Below are 15,665 nucleotides of genomic sequence, written 5' to 3'. Positions count from 1 at the left end.
TTCTCTAGTTTTATATAAGGTACCAGTTCAGTGGTGCCTTTTTTAATAGATTTTACATAAGGAGTGTTTATCTTACATGATTAACGCCGTGATTTTTGATCTTGACGATACATTACTTTGGGACCATAAAAGTGTGAAGGAAGCTTTTAAAGCCACTTGTCAACTTGCAAAACGAAAATATGGAATTGACCCAAACCAATTAGAAGAGGCTGTTCGAACTGAAGCAACTAAACTTTACGCTTCCTACGAAACATACGAATTCACAAAAATGATTGGAATCAATCCTTTTGAAGGATTATGGGGGAATTTCTTAGATGATCATGATCAGTTTCGTAAGATGAAGGAAATCGTTCCTACATATAGAAAAGAAGCATGGACAAGAGGATTAAAACAACTTGGAATTGTTGATCATGATTTTGGATCAGAACTTGCTGAACGGTTCCCAGTTGAACGACAAAACCTCCCATTTGTTTATGAAGAAACGTTTCATGTTCTTAATCAGCTGAAGGGGAATTATAAGCTATTACTTTTAACGAATGGTTCACCAGATTTACAAAACACGAAGCTTCGTATTACTCCTGAACTTGTCCCTTATTTTGACCATATTATTATTTCGGGCGCCTTTGGTAAAGGAAAGCCTGACCCATCCATATTCACCCATGCACTAGAGAAGCTTGAGGTTGATAAAGAAAATGTTCTTATGGTTGGAGATAATTTAATGACAGATATTTTAGGCGCATCGCGTGTTGGAATTAAATCAGTTTGGATTAATCGTGAAAATAAAGCAAAGAAAGAAGTAATTCCTGATTTTGAAATCACTCATCTTGACGAATTGTTTCCTATATTAGAGGAGCTTAAATAGAGGAGGAACGATGAATGACTTTGAATGACAAGAATATAAAAGAGACTTATAAATTATTGCTAAATGTTAACGAAGTACAAGAAGGCCTTCAATTTATTGAAAATCAACAAGAGCAAACACTAGAAGACCAAATCCTTTTAACAGAAATCCCTGCTCCTACCTTTCTTGAAGATGTTCGAGGAGAGTTCTTCTACAAGAGATTTATAGAATTGGGGTTACAGAATGTACAAAAAGATAGAGTTGGCAACATTCTTGGACTTCGCCCTGGCAAAGGGGATGGACCAAAGCTAGTGGTTTCAGCGCATTTAGATACCGTTTTTCCGGAAGGCACGGAGGTAAGGGCGATCAAAAAGGATGGGAGAGTTTATGCTCCCGGAATCTCAGACGATGGAAGAGGTTTGGCAGCCCTGTTAACGCTGATTAAAACCGTGCAGAAAATGGAATTCGAGACTACTGGAGATCTACTGTTTGTTGCAACAGTTGGGGAGGAAGGTCTTGGTGATTTACGGGGTGTAAAAGCTTTGTTTGAAGATCGAGATGACATCGACGGTTTTATTTCAATTGAACCAGGCTCACCATCAAGAATTATTTATTTAGCAACTGGTAGTCATCGTTATAGGGTGACCTTTAAAGGTACTGGTGGGCATAGCTTTGGTGATTTTGGTACACCAAGTGCAATACACGCACTAGGTAGAGCAGTTGCCTTGATCTCAGACTTACAAGTTCCAAATGACCCGAAAACAACCTTTAATGTAGGTGAGATATCAGGAGGAACATCAGTCAATACAATTGCTCAAGAAGCAACCATGATTATTGATATCCGTTCTACAACACCTAGTTCACTATTAGAAATTGAAGAAAAGATACTAAACGCCATCCATGAAGGAGCTCAAGCTGAAAATAATCGATGGGGCAAGGATATCATAGAAGTTAACATTGAGCTAGTAGGAGATCGTCCAGCTGGTACTCAATCATCAGAATCACCTATAGTTCAAGCCGCACTAGCTTCAACCCATGCAATCGGAGCAGAGATCTTGTTATTAGGTCCAACAAGTACCGATTCAAACGTCCCAATCAGTCTTAATATACCTGCCGTAACATTAGGTGGGGGAGGCGAGTGTGGAGGGGTGCATACTCTTGAAGAATGGTTTGATCCAACCAATGCTCATTTGGGAGTTCAACAAATTTTGTTAACAATGCTTGGACTTGTTGGCTTAGAGAATCAAACAAAGCCTATTCTATAAGTAAGAAGTAGTTGCACATAATAAAGTTATGTAAACTAGATATAGATCATCAACAATAAATAAGCCATAATTAGAATTAAAAATTAAAAAGCCCTTTAACAAGGGCTTTTAGTTTGGCTTACAATTTTTCAATTTCATTTTGGTCATTATTAATTTCAACAGTTATTTTCTTTATTCTACGGTTATGTACTTCATCTAAAGTCACTTTTAAGTTTTCATAAGTAAAGGAATCACCATTAGAAGGGATAGATTCAAAACTTTCTAGTACCCATCCACCTAAAGTATGGTAGGTGGTTTCGGGGAGTGTCACATTTAAAAGCTCAGAGAAATCCTCTAAAGGATATTGACCATCAAACTTATAAGTATAATCGTTTTTCTTAGTCATCAGACTAGTTTTTTCATCCTGTTCATCCCAAATTTCTCCGACTATTTCTTCAAGTATATCTTCTAAGGTTAGTAGACCAGAGGTTCCTCCGTATTCATCTAATACGATTGCCATATGAACCTTGCTTTTCTGGAGGTTAGGCAACAGGGATGATATCTTCATTGACTCCACAACAAAGAGTGGGTCTCTTAATAATTCACGAATATCAATCTTATCATACATTAGTAAATGAGCGAATAGCTCTTTATCTGAGAGAATTCCAATAATTTTATCAATACTTTCTTCATATACCGGAACTCTTGAAAAACGCTCTTCCAAAAAGAGCTGTTTAATTTCCTCAATTGGCTGGTTAACCTCAATGGCAACCATATCAGTACGTGGAACTAGTATTTCTCTAGCAAGAATATCATCAAAATCCATCGAACGATAGATTAATTCTCGTTCTTCTTTGTCAATCACACCTTCTTCTTCACTAATAGTAATCATAGCTTTTAATTCTTCTTCAGTGACAGAAGGCATATCGTCATTGCTTTTAAAAAACTTGGAAACGTAATCTTTTAATTTAATAAAGAAGAAGTTTATAGGTGCTAGTATCTTTATCAAAAAGAATAAAACACCAGATATAGTTAGCGTATAAGATTCTGCTCGTTCTTTTGCAAGTGATTTTGGAAGAATCTCACCAAATATTAGTATTAGAATGGTCATTACAAAGGTACTGATAAACAGTCCTGCGTTACCACCTACTAAATCAGTAGCAAGCTTAGCAGAGATACTTGCAGCAGCAATATTTACAATATTATTACCTATTAGGATCGTCGATAATGCCTTGTCAAAATTTTCTGTAATATAATATGCCCGTTTACTTCCTCGTTTTCCCTCTTCAACAAAACCTTTCAATCTAATCCTGTTAACACTGGAATAAGCGGTTTCTGCAGAGGAAAAGAACGCAGATAAAAAAATTAAAACAATTAATAATAATACAGAAAACAGTGGTATTTCGTCCAAAAAAGTTCACAACCTTATTTTTAAATTTTCAAAACATATATCTAGTGATAAGATTAGTATGTTTTAGAAGGAAATTTTTCCTATTTATTAATGATATACCTTTATTTATACTATAGAATTTTAAGTTTTGTAAAGTTTAAGCTATGTAATCAAACTAATTTTCCTTTAACAAAAAGGAGATAAATGTTAACAGAATGCAATCCACTCTCATTAAATCTATTTAATTTTATAAAAGAGACCCTGATTGGGGTCTCTTTTAGCAGACCAACTTACATACCTTGCTGGTCCTTGAGGTGTTGTTCTGCCATGGCCACAAGGCGTTTTGTCATTTCGCCTCCGACAGAACCATTAGCTCTCGCGGTCGTATCAGCACCAAGTTGAACTCCAAACTCATTGGCTATTTCTTGTTTCATTTGATCAAGAACGTTACCTGCACCAGGAACCAGTAGTTTGTTTCTTGCCATGATACATCACTCCCGACGAAGTTTGGAACCGTTTTGACGGTTCATTGCTTAGCTTAACCGATTAATTGGAAATTATCAGTTATTTCTTGGGAAACCGCAGGATTAGACGAATTTATCGCCAAATCTACTTCAGATGACCGGATGTGTTGAAAATGCTGTAGAATTTTGATGTTTGCTGCAATTATACGGTAGTGTTTTTTTGTACTGTTTACTTTGGGAAATGAGATCCATCGTTATTTGATAGTCGAAAATTCAAATCGGTCATCAATTACCATGATTCACCCTATCAAAAAGGATAGATTATTTGTTATACTTTTAAAGCAATAATTATTGAAATAGGTGAAGTTAAAATGCAGCAAAGATACTTTTCACAGCCATTTGGATTGTCAAACGAAGTAATACCCACTGCTATATTAGCAGATACCACCACTAGTGAAACGATCGTGTTACATACAGATCACGATTCTTCCTTTTATAGAGCTTTAGAGGAGAAGGGGATTTATTTAAACAAGGCCCAAATCGATGCTGTCCGGCATAAGGATGGACCTCTGTTAACATTAGCTGGAGCAGGATCAGGGAAAACGTCTGTTCTAGTTTCTCGTGCTGGTTATTTAATTCAGGTTCATCATATTCACCCTCGACATATATTACTTGTCACGTTTTCCAAAAAAGCAGCCGATGAAATGAAAGAGAGAATCGGTTTATTACCAGGTTTAAACCGGGCGGACATTAGTAGCTTACAAGCTAGTACCTTTCATTCGTTTTTTCTAACACTTCTTAGAAGTAGAGGGTTTTCAGAAGAAATAATGAGCAGTGATCGCTATCGCCAAATGATACTGAAACAAATGATGAGAGAACTCAATATGCGTGATACCTATCAGCCAGAGACACTTCTAGCTCAATTTTCATCTTTTAAGGTGAACTTAATAGAAAATATCCCTTCTAAAACCGAGGAAGAACAAGAAATCAAGGAACTTTATGTAAAATATGAGGATTGGAAATCTCGACACCATAAAATGGATTTTGATGACATTTTAGTTAAAGCCTATCATTTACTGCTTGAAACTCCCTCACTTGTAAAGGCATTACAAGATCGATTCCAATATATAATGGTAGACGAATTTCAAGACACGAACCTTATCCAATATGAGCTAATGAAACTAATCACGAACACGAACCAAAACCTATTTGTGGTTGGTGACGATGATCAAACGATCTATTCCTTTAACGGAGCTCGTAATGAATTTATTTTGCAATTTGACCAAGTATATCCGCAGGCCAGGACCATTACCCTCGATATCAATTACCGATCAACAGATTCGATTGTAGGCTTAGGGAATGAAGTTATCAAGCATAATCGTAATAGAAAGGTTAAAACACTAAAGGCGACAAAAGCTTTGCAAATCAAGCCAAAGTTTAGTAGGCCTAATACAACAGACGATGAAGCGAAATGGATTATTGAGGATATCAAGGAAAAGGTAGAAAAAGGAAGTCATTCATATGATGATTTCGCCATTTTACACCGTACTTCCAGTAATAGTAGAGCTATTTTTGAGCAGCTTATGATGGAGAAGATTCCGTTTATCTTCTATTCTGGGAACGATAAGCTCTTCTACGACCATTGGTCAATCAAGCCCTTGGTTGATCATTTAAGACTTTCCATTGACCCAAGAAATTTTGATGCGATGGATGGAATGGTTTCCACTCTTTATATCCAAAGGGAAAAGGCAATGGACTATATTTGGAATCAGGAGCAGCAAGGTTCCAAAAAATATCCTCTAATTCATCTTGTTTCTTTCCCTGGGTTAAGGAGCTTTCAAATAGAAAAGGTGAAGGAACGAATACGGCTACTTAAAGAATTTCATGAACTTGAGCCTGTAGTTGCAATTAGAAAATTACGTCAATCTTTCTATGATAAGTATCTAGAAACCGAAGGTAAGCAGCAAGTGACTGTTCAGAAGGAAGACTTAAAGGAAATGCTTGATGAATTAGAAGCATCTGCAAAACGATTTAACACAATTTCTGATTTCCTTCATTTTATTTTGGAAGTAATCGAACAGCACCAACAGATGAAAAAAGGTGTTTATCACAATCAACCAACCGTATCATTAATGACCATTCACAAGGCAAAAGGATTGGAATTTCGTTCTGTGTATTTAATTGGTGCCTCAGAAGGTATTCTTCCACATGCAACAGCGTTAGAAGCTGGAAGAATAGAAGAGATAGGGAAAAAAGAAAATGAAAGATTGAAAATTATAAGAGCTATAGAGGAAGAAAGACGGTTAGCATATGTAGGTGTAACTAGAGCAAAAGATGAGCTGATTGTCTTATCACCCGCATATTATCGTGGAAAAAAGGTAGAAGTTTCGCGTTTTTTTCTTGAAGCATTTCAAGACAGAGAAGTTGATCCAAAAAAAACAGAAAACAAAGAAACCGTTCTCGCCTGGATTTGTTCCAGCGGTAATTGTATTGCTTGGCAAAAAATCACAACTTATGAGGAGACACAAGTTGAGATAAAAGAGTGTCCAATGTGTAAATCTCCGATGGCAAAGGGTTCAAAAGAACTATGAGGTAACATACTACTAGAAGAGTAAATGAGATTTTGTAAAGAATAAAAGCACTCAGAGTTTACGCTCTGGGTGCTTTATTTTATAGTTTTGAATAACTAAACCAAGTAAGCCTCGATTAATTTCCGCCTCTTAGCTCATTATGCTTTGCTTCACCGATATCGTTACCAAAATCCTTTTCTTGATTAATTGCATTGCTCGCTTTTTTCATTTTCTTTGTTTGGTTTTTATGACTATCTCGTTTTGCCATAGTAATCCCTCTTTCTTTTAAAATTCATTTCGTTTTAGTTTGTACAGAATAAAGGCTAATCATTACTTTCTTCTTATGAGTTGAACAGTTAGCTTGAAAAGGCTATGCTTAATAGTAGTTTATATAGGAAAGGATTGCTTCTATGAGTAAACAATTAGTACTAGCAGAGAAACCCTCAGTTGGACGAGACTTAGCCAGAGTGCTGGGCTGCCAAAAGAAGGGAAACGGTTTTTTTGAAGGTTCACAATATATAGTCACCTGGGCACTAGGGCATTTAGTGACACTAGCCGATCCAGAAACCTACGATGATAAATACAAGACATGGAGAATAGAAGACCTGCCTATGCTTCCTCCTTCGTTAAAACTATCAGTAATTAAACAAACGGGAAAACAATTTCAAACCGTTAAATCACAAATGGCTCGAAATGATGTAAAGGACATCATTATTGCTACAGATGCTGGGCGCGAAGGAGAGCTAGTCGCAAGATGGATTATTGAAAAGGCTAGAATCAACAAGCCGATTAAGCGTCTTTGGATTTCATCTGTAACAGACAGAGCTATAAAAGAAGGTTTTTCCAAGTTACGTAATGGGAAGGAGTATGAAAACCTCTATGCCTCAGCCGTTGCTAGATCTGAAGCTGATTGGTATGTTGGGTTAAATGCTACAAGAGCACTTACAACCAAATATAATGCTCAGCTTTCCTGCGGAAGAGTACAAACCCCAACACTTGCGATGATTGCCAAGCGAGAAGAGGAAATCAAACAATTTCGTCCTAAAACATACTATGGTTTAAAGGCCCAAACTGAAAACCTTACGCTAAATTGGCAGGATCCAAAATCAAAGGACCAAAAAACCTTTGATAAAAACCGTATCGATTCTTTACTTTCTTCGTTGGAAAATAAGAAGGCAGAACTAATCGATGTCTCTAAAGTTGCCAAGAAGAGTTTTTCACCTCAGCTCTATGATTTAACCGAGCTTCAGAGGGATGGACATAAATTATTTGGATTTTCCGCTAAAGAGACTTTATCAATTATGCAAAAGCTCTACGAACAGCATAAGCTTGTTACGTATCCCCGGACTGATTCGAGATACCTATCCTCCGATATGGTAGACACATTAAAGGATCGTATAGAAGCTGTCATGATTCCTGGGTATGCTCCACTTGCCAGAAAAGCTTTAACAACCATGAAAATTAATAAGGCATTTGTTGACGATAGCAAAGTGTCTGACCATCATGCGATTATCCCAACTGAACAGCGGGCTGATCTACGAGCATTAAGTGATAAAGAACGAAAAATTTATGAGTTAATCGTAAAACGTTTCTTAGCAGTATTATTTCCTCCGTATGAGTTTGAACAAACGACTCTACTCGCAAAAATTGGTTCAGAAATATTTGTTGCACGTGGTAAAACAGTCTTAGCAGCGGGCTGGAAAGAAGTTTACGGGACAAATCTTTCCGAAGAAGATGATGATGGTGGAGATCAGCTTTTACCTTCAGTTAAAAAAGGTGATATTCTCCCAGTACAAAAGCTCTCTCAAACAACAGGTGAAACAAAGCCTCCGAACCGATTTAATGAGGGAACACTATTATCTGCAATGGAAAACCCATCCAAGTTTATGGCAGGAGAGAGTAAGGAACTCATCCAAACAATTGGTAAAACTGGTGGACTTGGAACAGTAGCAACACGAGCAGACATTATCGAGAAGTTATTTAATAGCTTTTTACTAGAACAAAAAGGGAAAGAAATCTTTATCACCAACAAAGGGAAGCAGCTTTTAGAGTTAGTCCCAGAGGATCTAAAATCTCCAGCATTAACAGCGGAATGGGAATTAAAGCTTGAGCTCATCGCAAAAGGAAATTTAAAGAAAGAGGCATTCATTCGAGAAATTAAGGATTATGCAAAAACAGCTGTATATGAAATTAAAAATAGCGAGGCAAGATTTAAACATGACAACATGACGGGAACAAAATGTCCGGACTGCGGAAAACTGATGCTTGAAGTGAACGGAAAAAAAGGCAAGATGCTTGTCTGTCAAGATCGTGAATGTGGCCATCGCAAAAACATTTCAAAAGTCACCAATGCTCGTTGTCCAAATTGTCATAAAAAACTTGAGCTTCGTGGTCAGGGCGAAGGACAAATATTCTTCTGTAAATGTGGCCATCGCGAAAAGCTATCTACCTTCCAAGAACGTAGAAAACAAAATCAACATAGTAAAGCATCCAAGCATGAAGTTAATAAGTACTTAAAAAAGCAGGATGATGCCCCTGTCAACACCGCAATGGCAGACGCATTGGCAAAATTAAAGTTGAAGAAATAAAAATAAGATAAATAGAGAAAACGCAGATGGCTAAGGACCTCTGCGTTTTTATGTACTAGTTGGATCCAACAATCTAAAAAGTTGAGTTTACTTTATCCGGTTCGACCCTTGCTAGTCATGAAATTCAATTGTATTTTAGTCCTTTTCCATGATTCTTTGTCTATTTTCGAAAGCTTGGACATAAGATGTACAAGTTGTACTGAAAAAGAACATGGAGTGATCCCATTGAGTATTAGCATATTATTTAGCTACATCCTATTAGGAGTTACATTAGCCGCACCAATAGGTCCTGTAAATTCAGTTCGCCTTGATAAAGGCTTAAAGAATGGTTTTTGGCATGCATGGATTGTTGGAGTAGGGTCCATGATTGCAGATGGTATTTTTATGGCACTTGTTTATTTTGGGATTGTTCATTTCTTAGATTCTCCTCCCATACAAGTGTTTCTCTGGTTGTTTGGTGGTTTCGTCCTAATCTATTCAGGAGTAGAGAATATTTTAAGTGCCAATAAAATTAATCTTCACCACATAAGAAGTAAAGATTCGCTCATGAAATGTTTTTTAACTGGTTTCATAATGTCGATTTCCAGCCCATTATCTATACTATTTTGGCTTGGTATTTATGGATCTGTCCTGGCAAAAACAGCCGTAACCTACGGAACACAAGAACTCCTAGTCTATAGTTCGATGATTTTTGTCGGATTGGCATTATGGGATTTGTTTGTAGCCAGTTTAACCTCAGGATTTCGACGCTTCTTAAACCTAAGAAGCATTATCATCATTTCAATCATTTCGGGTCTTTCACTGATTGGCTTTGGACTGTACTTTGGGTTCCAAGGACTTCACGCATTGTTTGGATAACATTCATTTTTCTCGATCCAATAATACATCCTCAATGATTTCAATATGGACATTTGCCCAAGCCCGTTCGTGGAAATGGAGATAAATCCCTACTAACAACAGAGTTACATAAATTAACACAAAAGGAACCCATAGATTAAAATCTCCAAAGAGTAAATCAAGAAGTGGCTTAGAAAAAATAAATAACAACCATGGAATAGTTGTTACGAGTAATGGAATAGACCCAGAAGCTTTTTGCTCCTTCATCATTTGATATTTAATTTTGTAAAGCAAGGAATGATCTAATGATTGGTAATATCGAATAATTGTTGTTAATTCATTAATTTCTTTCATTTCGTTATGCTGTTCAAGCTTTGATTCCCTCATCTTTAAATAAAACCGATGTGCATCACCGCGAAAAGTAAACATACCAGTACCTCCCAAACCTTAATGTGTCCGAATAAAAAGGTTCTAAACGTACAACTTTAGAAAAAGTATATGTTTATTCAATTTGGGAGGTAAACATCTGGTCTAATTGGATTGCTTGAAACGGATTGTTACGGTGGTCCCTTTATGTTCTTCACTTTGTATTTGAAAGCTCCCACCATGATTTTCAATAATTTTGATTGTAGTCATGAGTCCAAGACCCGTACCTTTTTCTTTTAACGTGTAAAAAGGTTGACCAATATTAGGTAAACGGTCTTTGGGGATGCCAACTCCAGTATCACGAATGGTAGCCTTTATTCCACCTTCTTCTTCTTTCAAGTTAATTTGGATAACTCCACCTTCTTGCATGGCATCAATTGAGTTTTTAAAAATATTGATAAATGCTTGCTTCAACTCGTTCACATCGCATAATAAAGGAATCTCATCTAAATCAGTTTTTAGTTCGATCATAACTTTATGTAGAAGAGCTTCAGGCTGAAGTAAGGTGATAATCTCTTTTATTATCTTTTTAAGATCCGAGGTACGAAAGTTTTTCGCCTGAGGCTTTGCTAAGATTAAAAAGTCATTTGTCACTTGGTTTAATCGGTCTAACTCAGAAAGAATCACATCATAGTAAACAGGAGAGTGGGTTGATTCACGCATAACCTGGATGAATCCCTTTATACTAGTGAGGGGATTTCTAATTTCATGTGCAATCCCAGCTGCAAGCTGACCAACTACCGCTAATTTGTCAGAAACCATCAATAACTCTTCTGTTCTCTTTCGTTCAGAAATATCTCTTAATACGAGCTGCACACATTTTAGTTCATTGTAATAGCAAAGAATTGCCTTGGATTCGATATAAACTGGGGCACCAGATTTATGAATTAATTCTATTTCTAATAAATCTAAATGCTTTTTCTTACCACCATAAGCCTCTTGTTGCCTCTTTTTAATAAGGTCATGAGTAGATGGATGGGTAAATTCTAAAATTGATTTCCCAGTTGCAGAACCATATTCATACCCCAGAAGACGATACATGGAAGGATTACCATATAGAATTGTGCCATTATGGTGAATAAGAATACCATCTGGGTGATTTTCAACTAAGGTTTTATAACGTTCATCACTTTCTTTCTGCTTTTGGAGCGACTTGTTTTCTAAAAAAGAATGTAATAGATAACTAAACATAGAGGAGATAAAAAAATAAGGAATGATGACTAAATAAAGAGTTTGGTTCGTAATGTTAATATCTAAGATTAGTAGAAGTATTAAAAGTATGATGAATGCTGAGACTATGAAAAGGCTAAATAGTATAAATGGTTTGTTTCTATAAAGGTCCGGTCCGTTCAAATATTTTTCACTCCTTTCATTTAAAAAGCAGGATTACAAATCAATCTTTACTATTATAATATCAGAACTATCAATAAATGGAAGAGTCGGTAAAGCGCTTTCATTAAATAATAAAACCCAAATGCTTAAACAGTTGCAGTATTTCTAAGATACATTCTAAGCCGAGCCATATTCTTTGGCTCTTTTTTGTATTCGAAATCTAAGATTGTATTCTAATACAACATATTTTCAAAGGAATATGGAATAAGATGCAAACTATATATTGAATTATGTAATATATATGTTACAATTTTAATAGGAGGGATTAATTTGAATAATTTCGTTAAAATTTCCCGCGTCCAAATTGGATTAACTCAACAACAGTTAGCCGAAAAGGTTGGAGTTACTCGTCAAACTATTAGTTTAATTGAAAAAGGGAAGTATAATCCCACTTTAAAGTTATGTCTAGAGATTTGCTATGTCGTTAACAAAACCTTGGATGAAGTATTCTGGATGGAAAGGGAGAGAGAATAATATGAAAATGATAAAAGACGAGCGATTAGTTGTGCAAAATCTAAAAAATATCAGGATCGCCTTTGTTTTTCAGACTGTTTGTATCATAGGGATTTTAATCTTTGAGGCGATTACTAAAGGCTTCAACCAGGTTACAGACCACCCGCTTTGGTTAGTATTTATAGGAACGTCCGTTCTGTTAGGTTATTTGAACATCCGAATATCTGTCGATGAGTATGATACACACTCTACAAAGAAGCAAGGGCCATACTATCAAACTATACTAATTTCATTAGCAGTCGGAATCGTCTTTGCATTGATGACTTTATTTTCACCGGACGGAACAATAAAAGATGCTTTATTAATTGGTGGAGTATTGTTTTTTTGCTTCTTGTTTTCTTTCTCATTTGTCTATTTTATGAGAAAGAAAAGAGAACAAGAGGAAGATGAGGAAGCATAATTTGGACACTTTTTACCTGACAAATTATTTAGAATTAACTCTAAAAAAACGACCCGCCTGGAGCTTTTTCCCAAGCGGGTCGTTTTTTCTATAACTTACAAAACCATTTTTGATTGAACATAGTGAAAAAGTAGCTTAGCTGTATTCTCAATCGAATCCTTATGTGTACGTTCAAATGCATGTGAAGAGTCAATCCCAGGTCCAATCAATCCATGAACAATATCATGTCCAGAACGGATTGCGGCTGAAGCATCTGAACCATAATAAGGATAGATGTCTAATTGATATCCAATTCCGTTTTCTTCTGCAAGTTGGACAAGTTTTTTCCTGAATTCATAGTGATAAGGTCCACTTGCATCCTTTACGCAGATGGAGACAGTATATTCATCTGTTGATTGACCATCACCCATTGCTCCCATATCAACCGCCAAATACTCAACCGTTTCAGGAGTAATGTTTGAGTTTCCTCCATAACCAATTTCCTCATTATTTGAAATTAAGAAATGGGTCGTATAGGGAAGTTCTATACTTTCTGTTTGAATTTCTTTTATTAACTGAAGAAGGATCCCAACACTTGCTTTATCATCTAAATGTCTAGATTTTATGTATCCATTTGGAAGTACTTGAACACGAGGATCGAAGGAGACAAAATCACCGACTTCAATACCAAGCTGACGAACTTCTGCTGCACTATGAACCTTCTCATCAATTCTAATCTCAATATTATCCTGGTTTCGCTCTGCTTTTCCGGCATCCTTATATACATGAACAGAAGTTTGATGCATAAGGATTGTTCCCGTATATTTCTTTCCCGTTGAAGTCTGAATGTGGCAATATTCACCTTCGATGGAGTTATAACGGAAACCACCAATTAAATCAATCTTTAATCGACCACTTGGTTTGATCTCTTTTACCATAGCCCCTAATGTATCCACGTGAGCGGTAAGCATGCGGTGCTGGTCTTTATTCTTTCCTTGTATCGTTGCAATGAGGCCGCCTTTACGGTTTCTTTTCGTTTCAACATTAAGTTCTGATAGAAATCCTTCCACATATGTAATGACTTCATCTGTGTTACCTGATGGACTTGGTATTGATACAAGTTGTTTAATTAATTCAATTGTTTCCTCAGTATTTACTTTTGGCATTATAAACTCCCCCTAATTTTAGACTACTCTATAAGGTTATTATACATCCAAATAATCAGGATGACGATATACGGTGAAAAAGGAAAGACCACAGTACAACAACTGTGGCCTGCTTACTACTAATAATATCTTCTTGGACTATAACCACGGTACGGCCCTTCTAGAAGCTCTCCACCTAGAAATCCTAAACCAAGGCCTAGTAATCCAGCTCCTAATGGACCACCAAATGGTCCAAAACCACCGTAACCTGGGCCAAACCCATATCCAAAACCAGGTCTGATTCCGGGTCCAAATCCATATCCGTAGCCGGGACCGAAGCCGCCAATTCCGGGTCCAAAGCCTCCAAAACCTGGACCAAAGCCTGGTCCAAAACCACCATAGCCAAATGGTCTTCTTTGATTTACCATCCTGTTGTCTCCTCTCAAACTTTTATAAATTATTGTTTCCATTTAGACTATGTAACTACGGCAAAAGCGGACTAGACCATCGCCCTGTTTTAGTATATTTTAAGCTTTTTAAGTTCATTTTTTCATGTTTCTTTATAGGACTTACTCAAGTTGTTATAGCTACCATTATCGAACATCATAAGGGATAACTGAATATTGAGAGTCGACTTGGAAAAGGGACTACTTTTTATATTTCTAACCCATTGATAAATAGACCACTAGTGTAGTCTAGTGTTTTTTCTTTCTACTAGGGGTCTTATTCTAGCATCAATTGCAAAAACTAGGTAAAATAAAGGAAAGGGAGGAATTTTAATCATGAATAAAATTAAGCTAGGAATTATTGGCCTTGGGGCAATTGGAAATAGAATGTTAAAGCCTATAGCAGAGCAATACAGTGAACAACTTGAGGTAGTGGCGGTGTGTGATGCAAATGAAACATTGGCTCACCAGGTAGCTACTGAATTCTCGATCCCAAACTATTTTACCTCACACAAAGAATTATTAGAAAAGGTGCAAATGGATCTTGTTTATATTGCTGTTCCACCTAAATTTCATGAACAGGTTGCATTAGATACAATCGCAGCAGGAGTCCATATCCTTTGTGAAAAGCCATTAGCTAACTCGTTAGAAGAGGCAGCGAATATGGTAAAGGCAGTAGAGAACACATCACTTATACATATGATGAATTTTCCACTCAACTATCAAGCTCAGATGTACAAAATGATGAATCTCATTCAGACAGGTTATATTGGATCTATTAGAAGAATAGATTTAAATCTTCATTTCCCTGAATGGCCACGCGTATGGCAGAAAAATAGCTGGGTTGGTAAACGAGAGCAAGGTGGCTATATATTAGAAGTCGGTGCACATTGGATTCAATTTATTCAAAAGAATTTCGGACAAATAAACTTTATACAAGGTGAAGTTACTTATCCCGAAGACGATACACTTTGCGAAAACAGTGTAAGTGCTAAATTAGCGCTTGATAATGGAATTACTGTAAATGTGGACGGAATTAGTCAAATACCAGGTCAGGAAAAGGTGGAACTAATGGTTCATGGTACAGAAGGTTCTCTTTTACTTGAAAACTGGGGAACCTTAAAAGGTGGAAAAGTGGGGCAGCCATACGAGCAAATCTCTACTGAAGGAATGAACGTTGGATCATTATTCGATCATTTAATTGACGCAATTAGAGGCAATAATGCAAATTTATATGATTTCAGAGTGGGATATAATGTTCAAGTAGTGTTGGAAGCTTTTAAAAATCCTGAATTACCAAACGGTCTGTATCTAGTCGAGCAATATAAATAGTCAGGAGGTAAAAATCCGGCTTTTAGGATTATTATCTAAGGCAACAATTTATACGAAAAACAGCCATTTTTAAAGGAGAGCGATTCATAATGGTGGCT

At 36.5% G+C, this 15,665-nt stretch carries 15 protein-coding genes; 8 read left to right on the top strand and 7 right to left on the bottom strand.

The genetic code is table 11. From position 1 onward, the window contains the following. Positions 1-76 precede the first annotated feature (76 nt). Both M1D60_RS11800 and M1D60_RS11795 read left to right on the top strand, forming a co-directional pair. On the top strand, positions 77-862 hold the full coding sequence (locus M1D60_RS11800) for an HAD family hydrolase (RefSeq protein WP_456275089.1): 786 nt from the start codon (positions 77-79) through the stop codon (positions 860-862). Positions 863-876: 14 nt separating this feature from the next. Then, a complete protein-coding gene (locus M1D60_RS11795; protein WP_456275088.1) occupies positions 877-2,106 on the top strand; it encodes a M20/M25/M40 family metallo-hydrolase in 1,230 nt (409 codons plus the stop codon). Positions 2,107-2,224: 118 nt separating this feature from the next. On the opposite strand, the gene M1D60_RS11790 is transcribed toward M1D60_RS11795, so the two are convergent. Then, complete coding sequence (locus M1D60_RS11790) at positions 2,225-3,496, bottom strand: hemolysin family protein (RefSeq protein WP_456275087.1); 1,272 nt, start codon at positions 3,494-3,496, stop codon at positions 2,225-2,227. A gap of 269 nt (positions 3,497-3,765) precedes the next feature. Beyond that, on the bottom strand, positions 3,766-3,960 hold the full coding sequence (locus M1D60_RS11785; RefSeq protein ID WP_163180011.1) for an alpha/beta-type small acid-soluble spore protein: 195 nt from the start codon (positions 3,958-3,960) through the stop codon (positions 3,766-3,768). Positions 3,961-4,310: 350 nt separating this feature from the next. On the opposite strand from M1D60_RS11785, the gene M1D60_RS11780 reads away from it, so the two are divergent. After that, on the top strand, positions 4,311-6,530 hold the full coding sequence (locus M1D60_RS11780) for a UvrD-helicase domain-containing protein (protein WP_456275086.1): 2,220 nt from the start codon (positions 4,311-4,313) through the stop codon (positions 6,528-6,530). A gap of 115 nt (positions 6,531-6,645) precedes the next feature. Here the strand turns inward: M1D60_RS11780 and M1D60_RS11775 are convergent, their stop codons facing one another. After that, on the bottom strand, positions 6,646-6,777 hold the full coding sequence (locus tag M1D60_RS11775) for a hypothetical protein (protein ID WP_456275085.1): 132 nt from the start codon (positions 6,775-6,777) through the stop codon (positions 6,646-6,648). 142 nt (positions 6,778-6,919) lie between these two features. On the opposite strand from M1D60_RS11775, the gene M1D60_RS11770 reads away from it, so the two are divergent. Beyond that, entirely contained in the window at positions 6,920-9,097 is a 2,178-nt protein-coding gene (locus M1D60_RS11770; protein ID WP_456275084.1) for a DNA topoisomerase III, read from the top strand. A 225-nt stretch (positions 9,098-9,322) separates the two neighbouring features. Continuing rightward, positions 9,323-9,955, top strand: a complete 633-nt coding sequence (locus M1D60_RS11765) for a LysE family transporter (RefSeq protein WP_456275083.1) — start codon at positions 9,323-9,325, stop codon at positions 9,953-9,955. 3 nt (positions 9,956-9,958) lie between these two features. Here M1D60_RS11765 and M1D60_RS11760 read toward each other — a convergent pair whose 3' ends face one another. Together M1D60_RS11760 and M1D60_RS11755 are read right to left on the bottom strand one after the other, a co-directional pair. Next, positions 9,959-10,363, bottom strand: a complete 405-nt coding sequence (locus M1D60_RS11760; protein WP_456275082.1) for a hypothetical protein — start codon at positions 10,361-10,363, stop codon at positions 9,959-9,961. Between the two features lie 102 nt (positions 10,364-10,465). Further along, positions 10,466-11,713: an ATP-binding protein gene (locus M1D60_RS11755; protein WP_456275081.1), complete on the bottom strand. Its 1,248-nt coding sequence runs from the start codon at positions 11,711-11,713 to the stop codon at positions 10,466-10,468. A 309-nt stretch (positions 11,714-12,022) separates the two neighbouring features. Between M1D60_RS11755 and M1D60_RS11750 the strand changes: the two genes are divergently transcribed. Together M1D60_RS11750 and M1D60_RS11745 are read left to right on the top strand one after the other, a co-directional pair. Further along, a complete protein-coding gene (locus M1D60_RS11750) occupies positions 12,023-12,226 on the top strand; it encodes a helix-turn-helix transcriptional regulator (protein WP_456275080.1) in 204 nt (67 codons plus the stop codon). 1 nt (position 12,227) lies between these two features. Continuing rightward, positions 12,228-12,665: a branched-chain amino acid ABC transporter substrate-binding protein gene (locus M1D60_RS11745; RefSeq protein ID WP_456275079.1), complete on the top strand. Its 438-nt coding sequence runs from the start codon at positions 12,228-12,230 to the stop codon at positions 12,663-12,665. Positions 12,666-12,760: 95 nt separating this feature from the next. Here M1D60_RS11745 and M1D60_RS11740 read toward each other — a convergent pair whose 3' ends face one another. Together M1D60_RS11740 and M1D60_RS11735 are read right to left on the bottom strand one after the other, a co-directional pair. Further along, the gene (locus tag M1D60_RS11740) at positions 12,761-13,810 is read right to left on the bottom strand and encodes a M42 family metallopeptidase (protein ID WP_456275078.1); all 1,050 of its coding nucleotides are present in this window, start codon (positions 13,808-13,810) and stop codon (positions 12,761-12,763) included. A gap of 119 nt (positions 13,811-13,929) precedes the next feature. Further along, positions 13,930-14,217 (bottom strand): hypothetical protein, encoded by a 288-nt coding sequence (locus M1D60_RS11735; protein ID WP_456275077.1) that lies wholly within the window; start codon positions 14,215-14,217, stop codon positions 13,930-13,932. Positions 14,218-14,571: 354 nt separating this feature from the next. On the opposite strand from M1D60_RS11735, the gene M1D60_RS11730 reads away from it, so the two are divergent. Continuing rightward, a complete protein-coding gene (locus M1D60_RS11730; RefSeq protein ID WP_456279332.1) occupies positions 14,572-15,567 on the top strand; it encodes a Gfo/Idh/MocA family protein in 996 nt (331 codons plus the stop codon). Positions 15,568-15,665 lie beyond the last annotated feature (98 nt).

Source organism: Bacillus sp. AK128 (assembly GCF_053903075.1).
The sequence above is the reverse complement of the archived record's forward strand: the minus strand, read 5'-3'. Positions and strand labels throughout refer to the sequence as shown.

Bases quoted from the DNA above. Each gene is read 5' to 3' on its own strand.
- M1D60_RS11800 (WP_456275089.1), top strand. From the start codon at position 77: ATGATTAACGCCGTGATTTTTGATCTTGACGATACATTACTTTGGGAC.
- M1D60_RS11780 (WP_456275086.1), top strand. From the start codon at position 4,311: ATGCAGCAAAGATACTTTTCACAGCCATTTGGATTGTCAAACGAAGTA.
- M1D60_RS11775 (WP_456275085.1), bottom strand. From the start codon at position 6,777: ATGGCAAAACGAGATAGTCATAAAAACCAAACAAAGAAAATGAAAAAA.
- M1D60_RS11795 (WP_456275088.1), top strand. From the start codon at position 877: ATGACTTTGAATGACAAGAATATAAAAGAGACTTATAAATTATTGCTA.
- M1D60_RS11745 (WP_456275079.1), top strand. From the start codon at position 12,228: ATGAAAATGATAAAAGACGAGCGATTAGTTGTGCAAAATCTAAAAAAT.
- M1D60_RS11740 (WP_456275078.1), bottom strand. From the start codon at position 13,810: ATGCCAAAAGTAAATACTGAGGAAACAATTGAATTAATTAAACAACTT.
- M1D60_RS11785 (WP_163180011.1), bottom strand. From the start codon at position 3,960: ATGGCAAGAAACAAACTACTGGTTCCTGGTGCAGGTAACGTTCTTGAT.
- M1D60_RS11760 (WP_456275082.1), bottom strand. From the start codon at position 10,363: ATGTTTACTTTTCGCGGTGATGCACATCGGTTTTATTTAAAGATGAGG.
- M1D60_RS11770 (WP_456275084.1), top strand. From the start codon at position 6,920: ATGAGTAAACAATTAGTACTAGCAGAGAAACCCTCAGTTGGACGAGAC.
- M1D60_RS11735 (WP_456275077.1), bottom strand. From the start codon at position 14,217: ATGGTAAATCAAAGAAGACCATTTGGCTATGGTGGTTTTGGACCAGGC.
- M1D60_RS11730 (WP_456279332.1), top strand. From the start codon at position 14,572: ATGAATAAAATTAAGCTAGGAATTATTGGCCTTGGGGCAATTGGAAAT.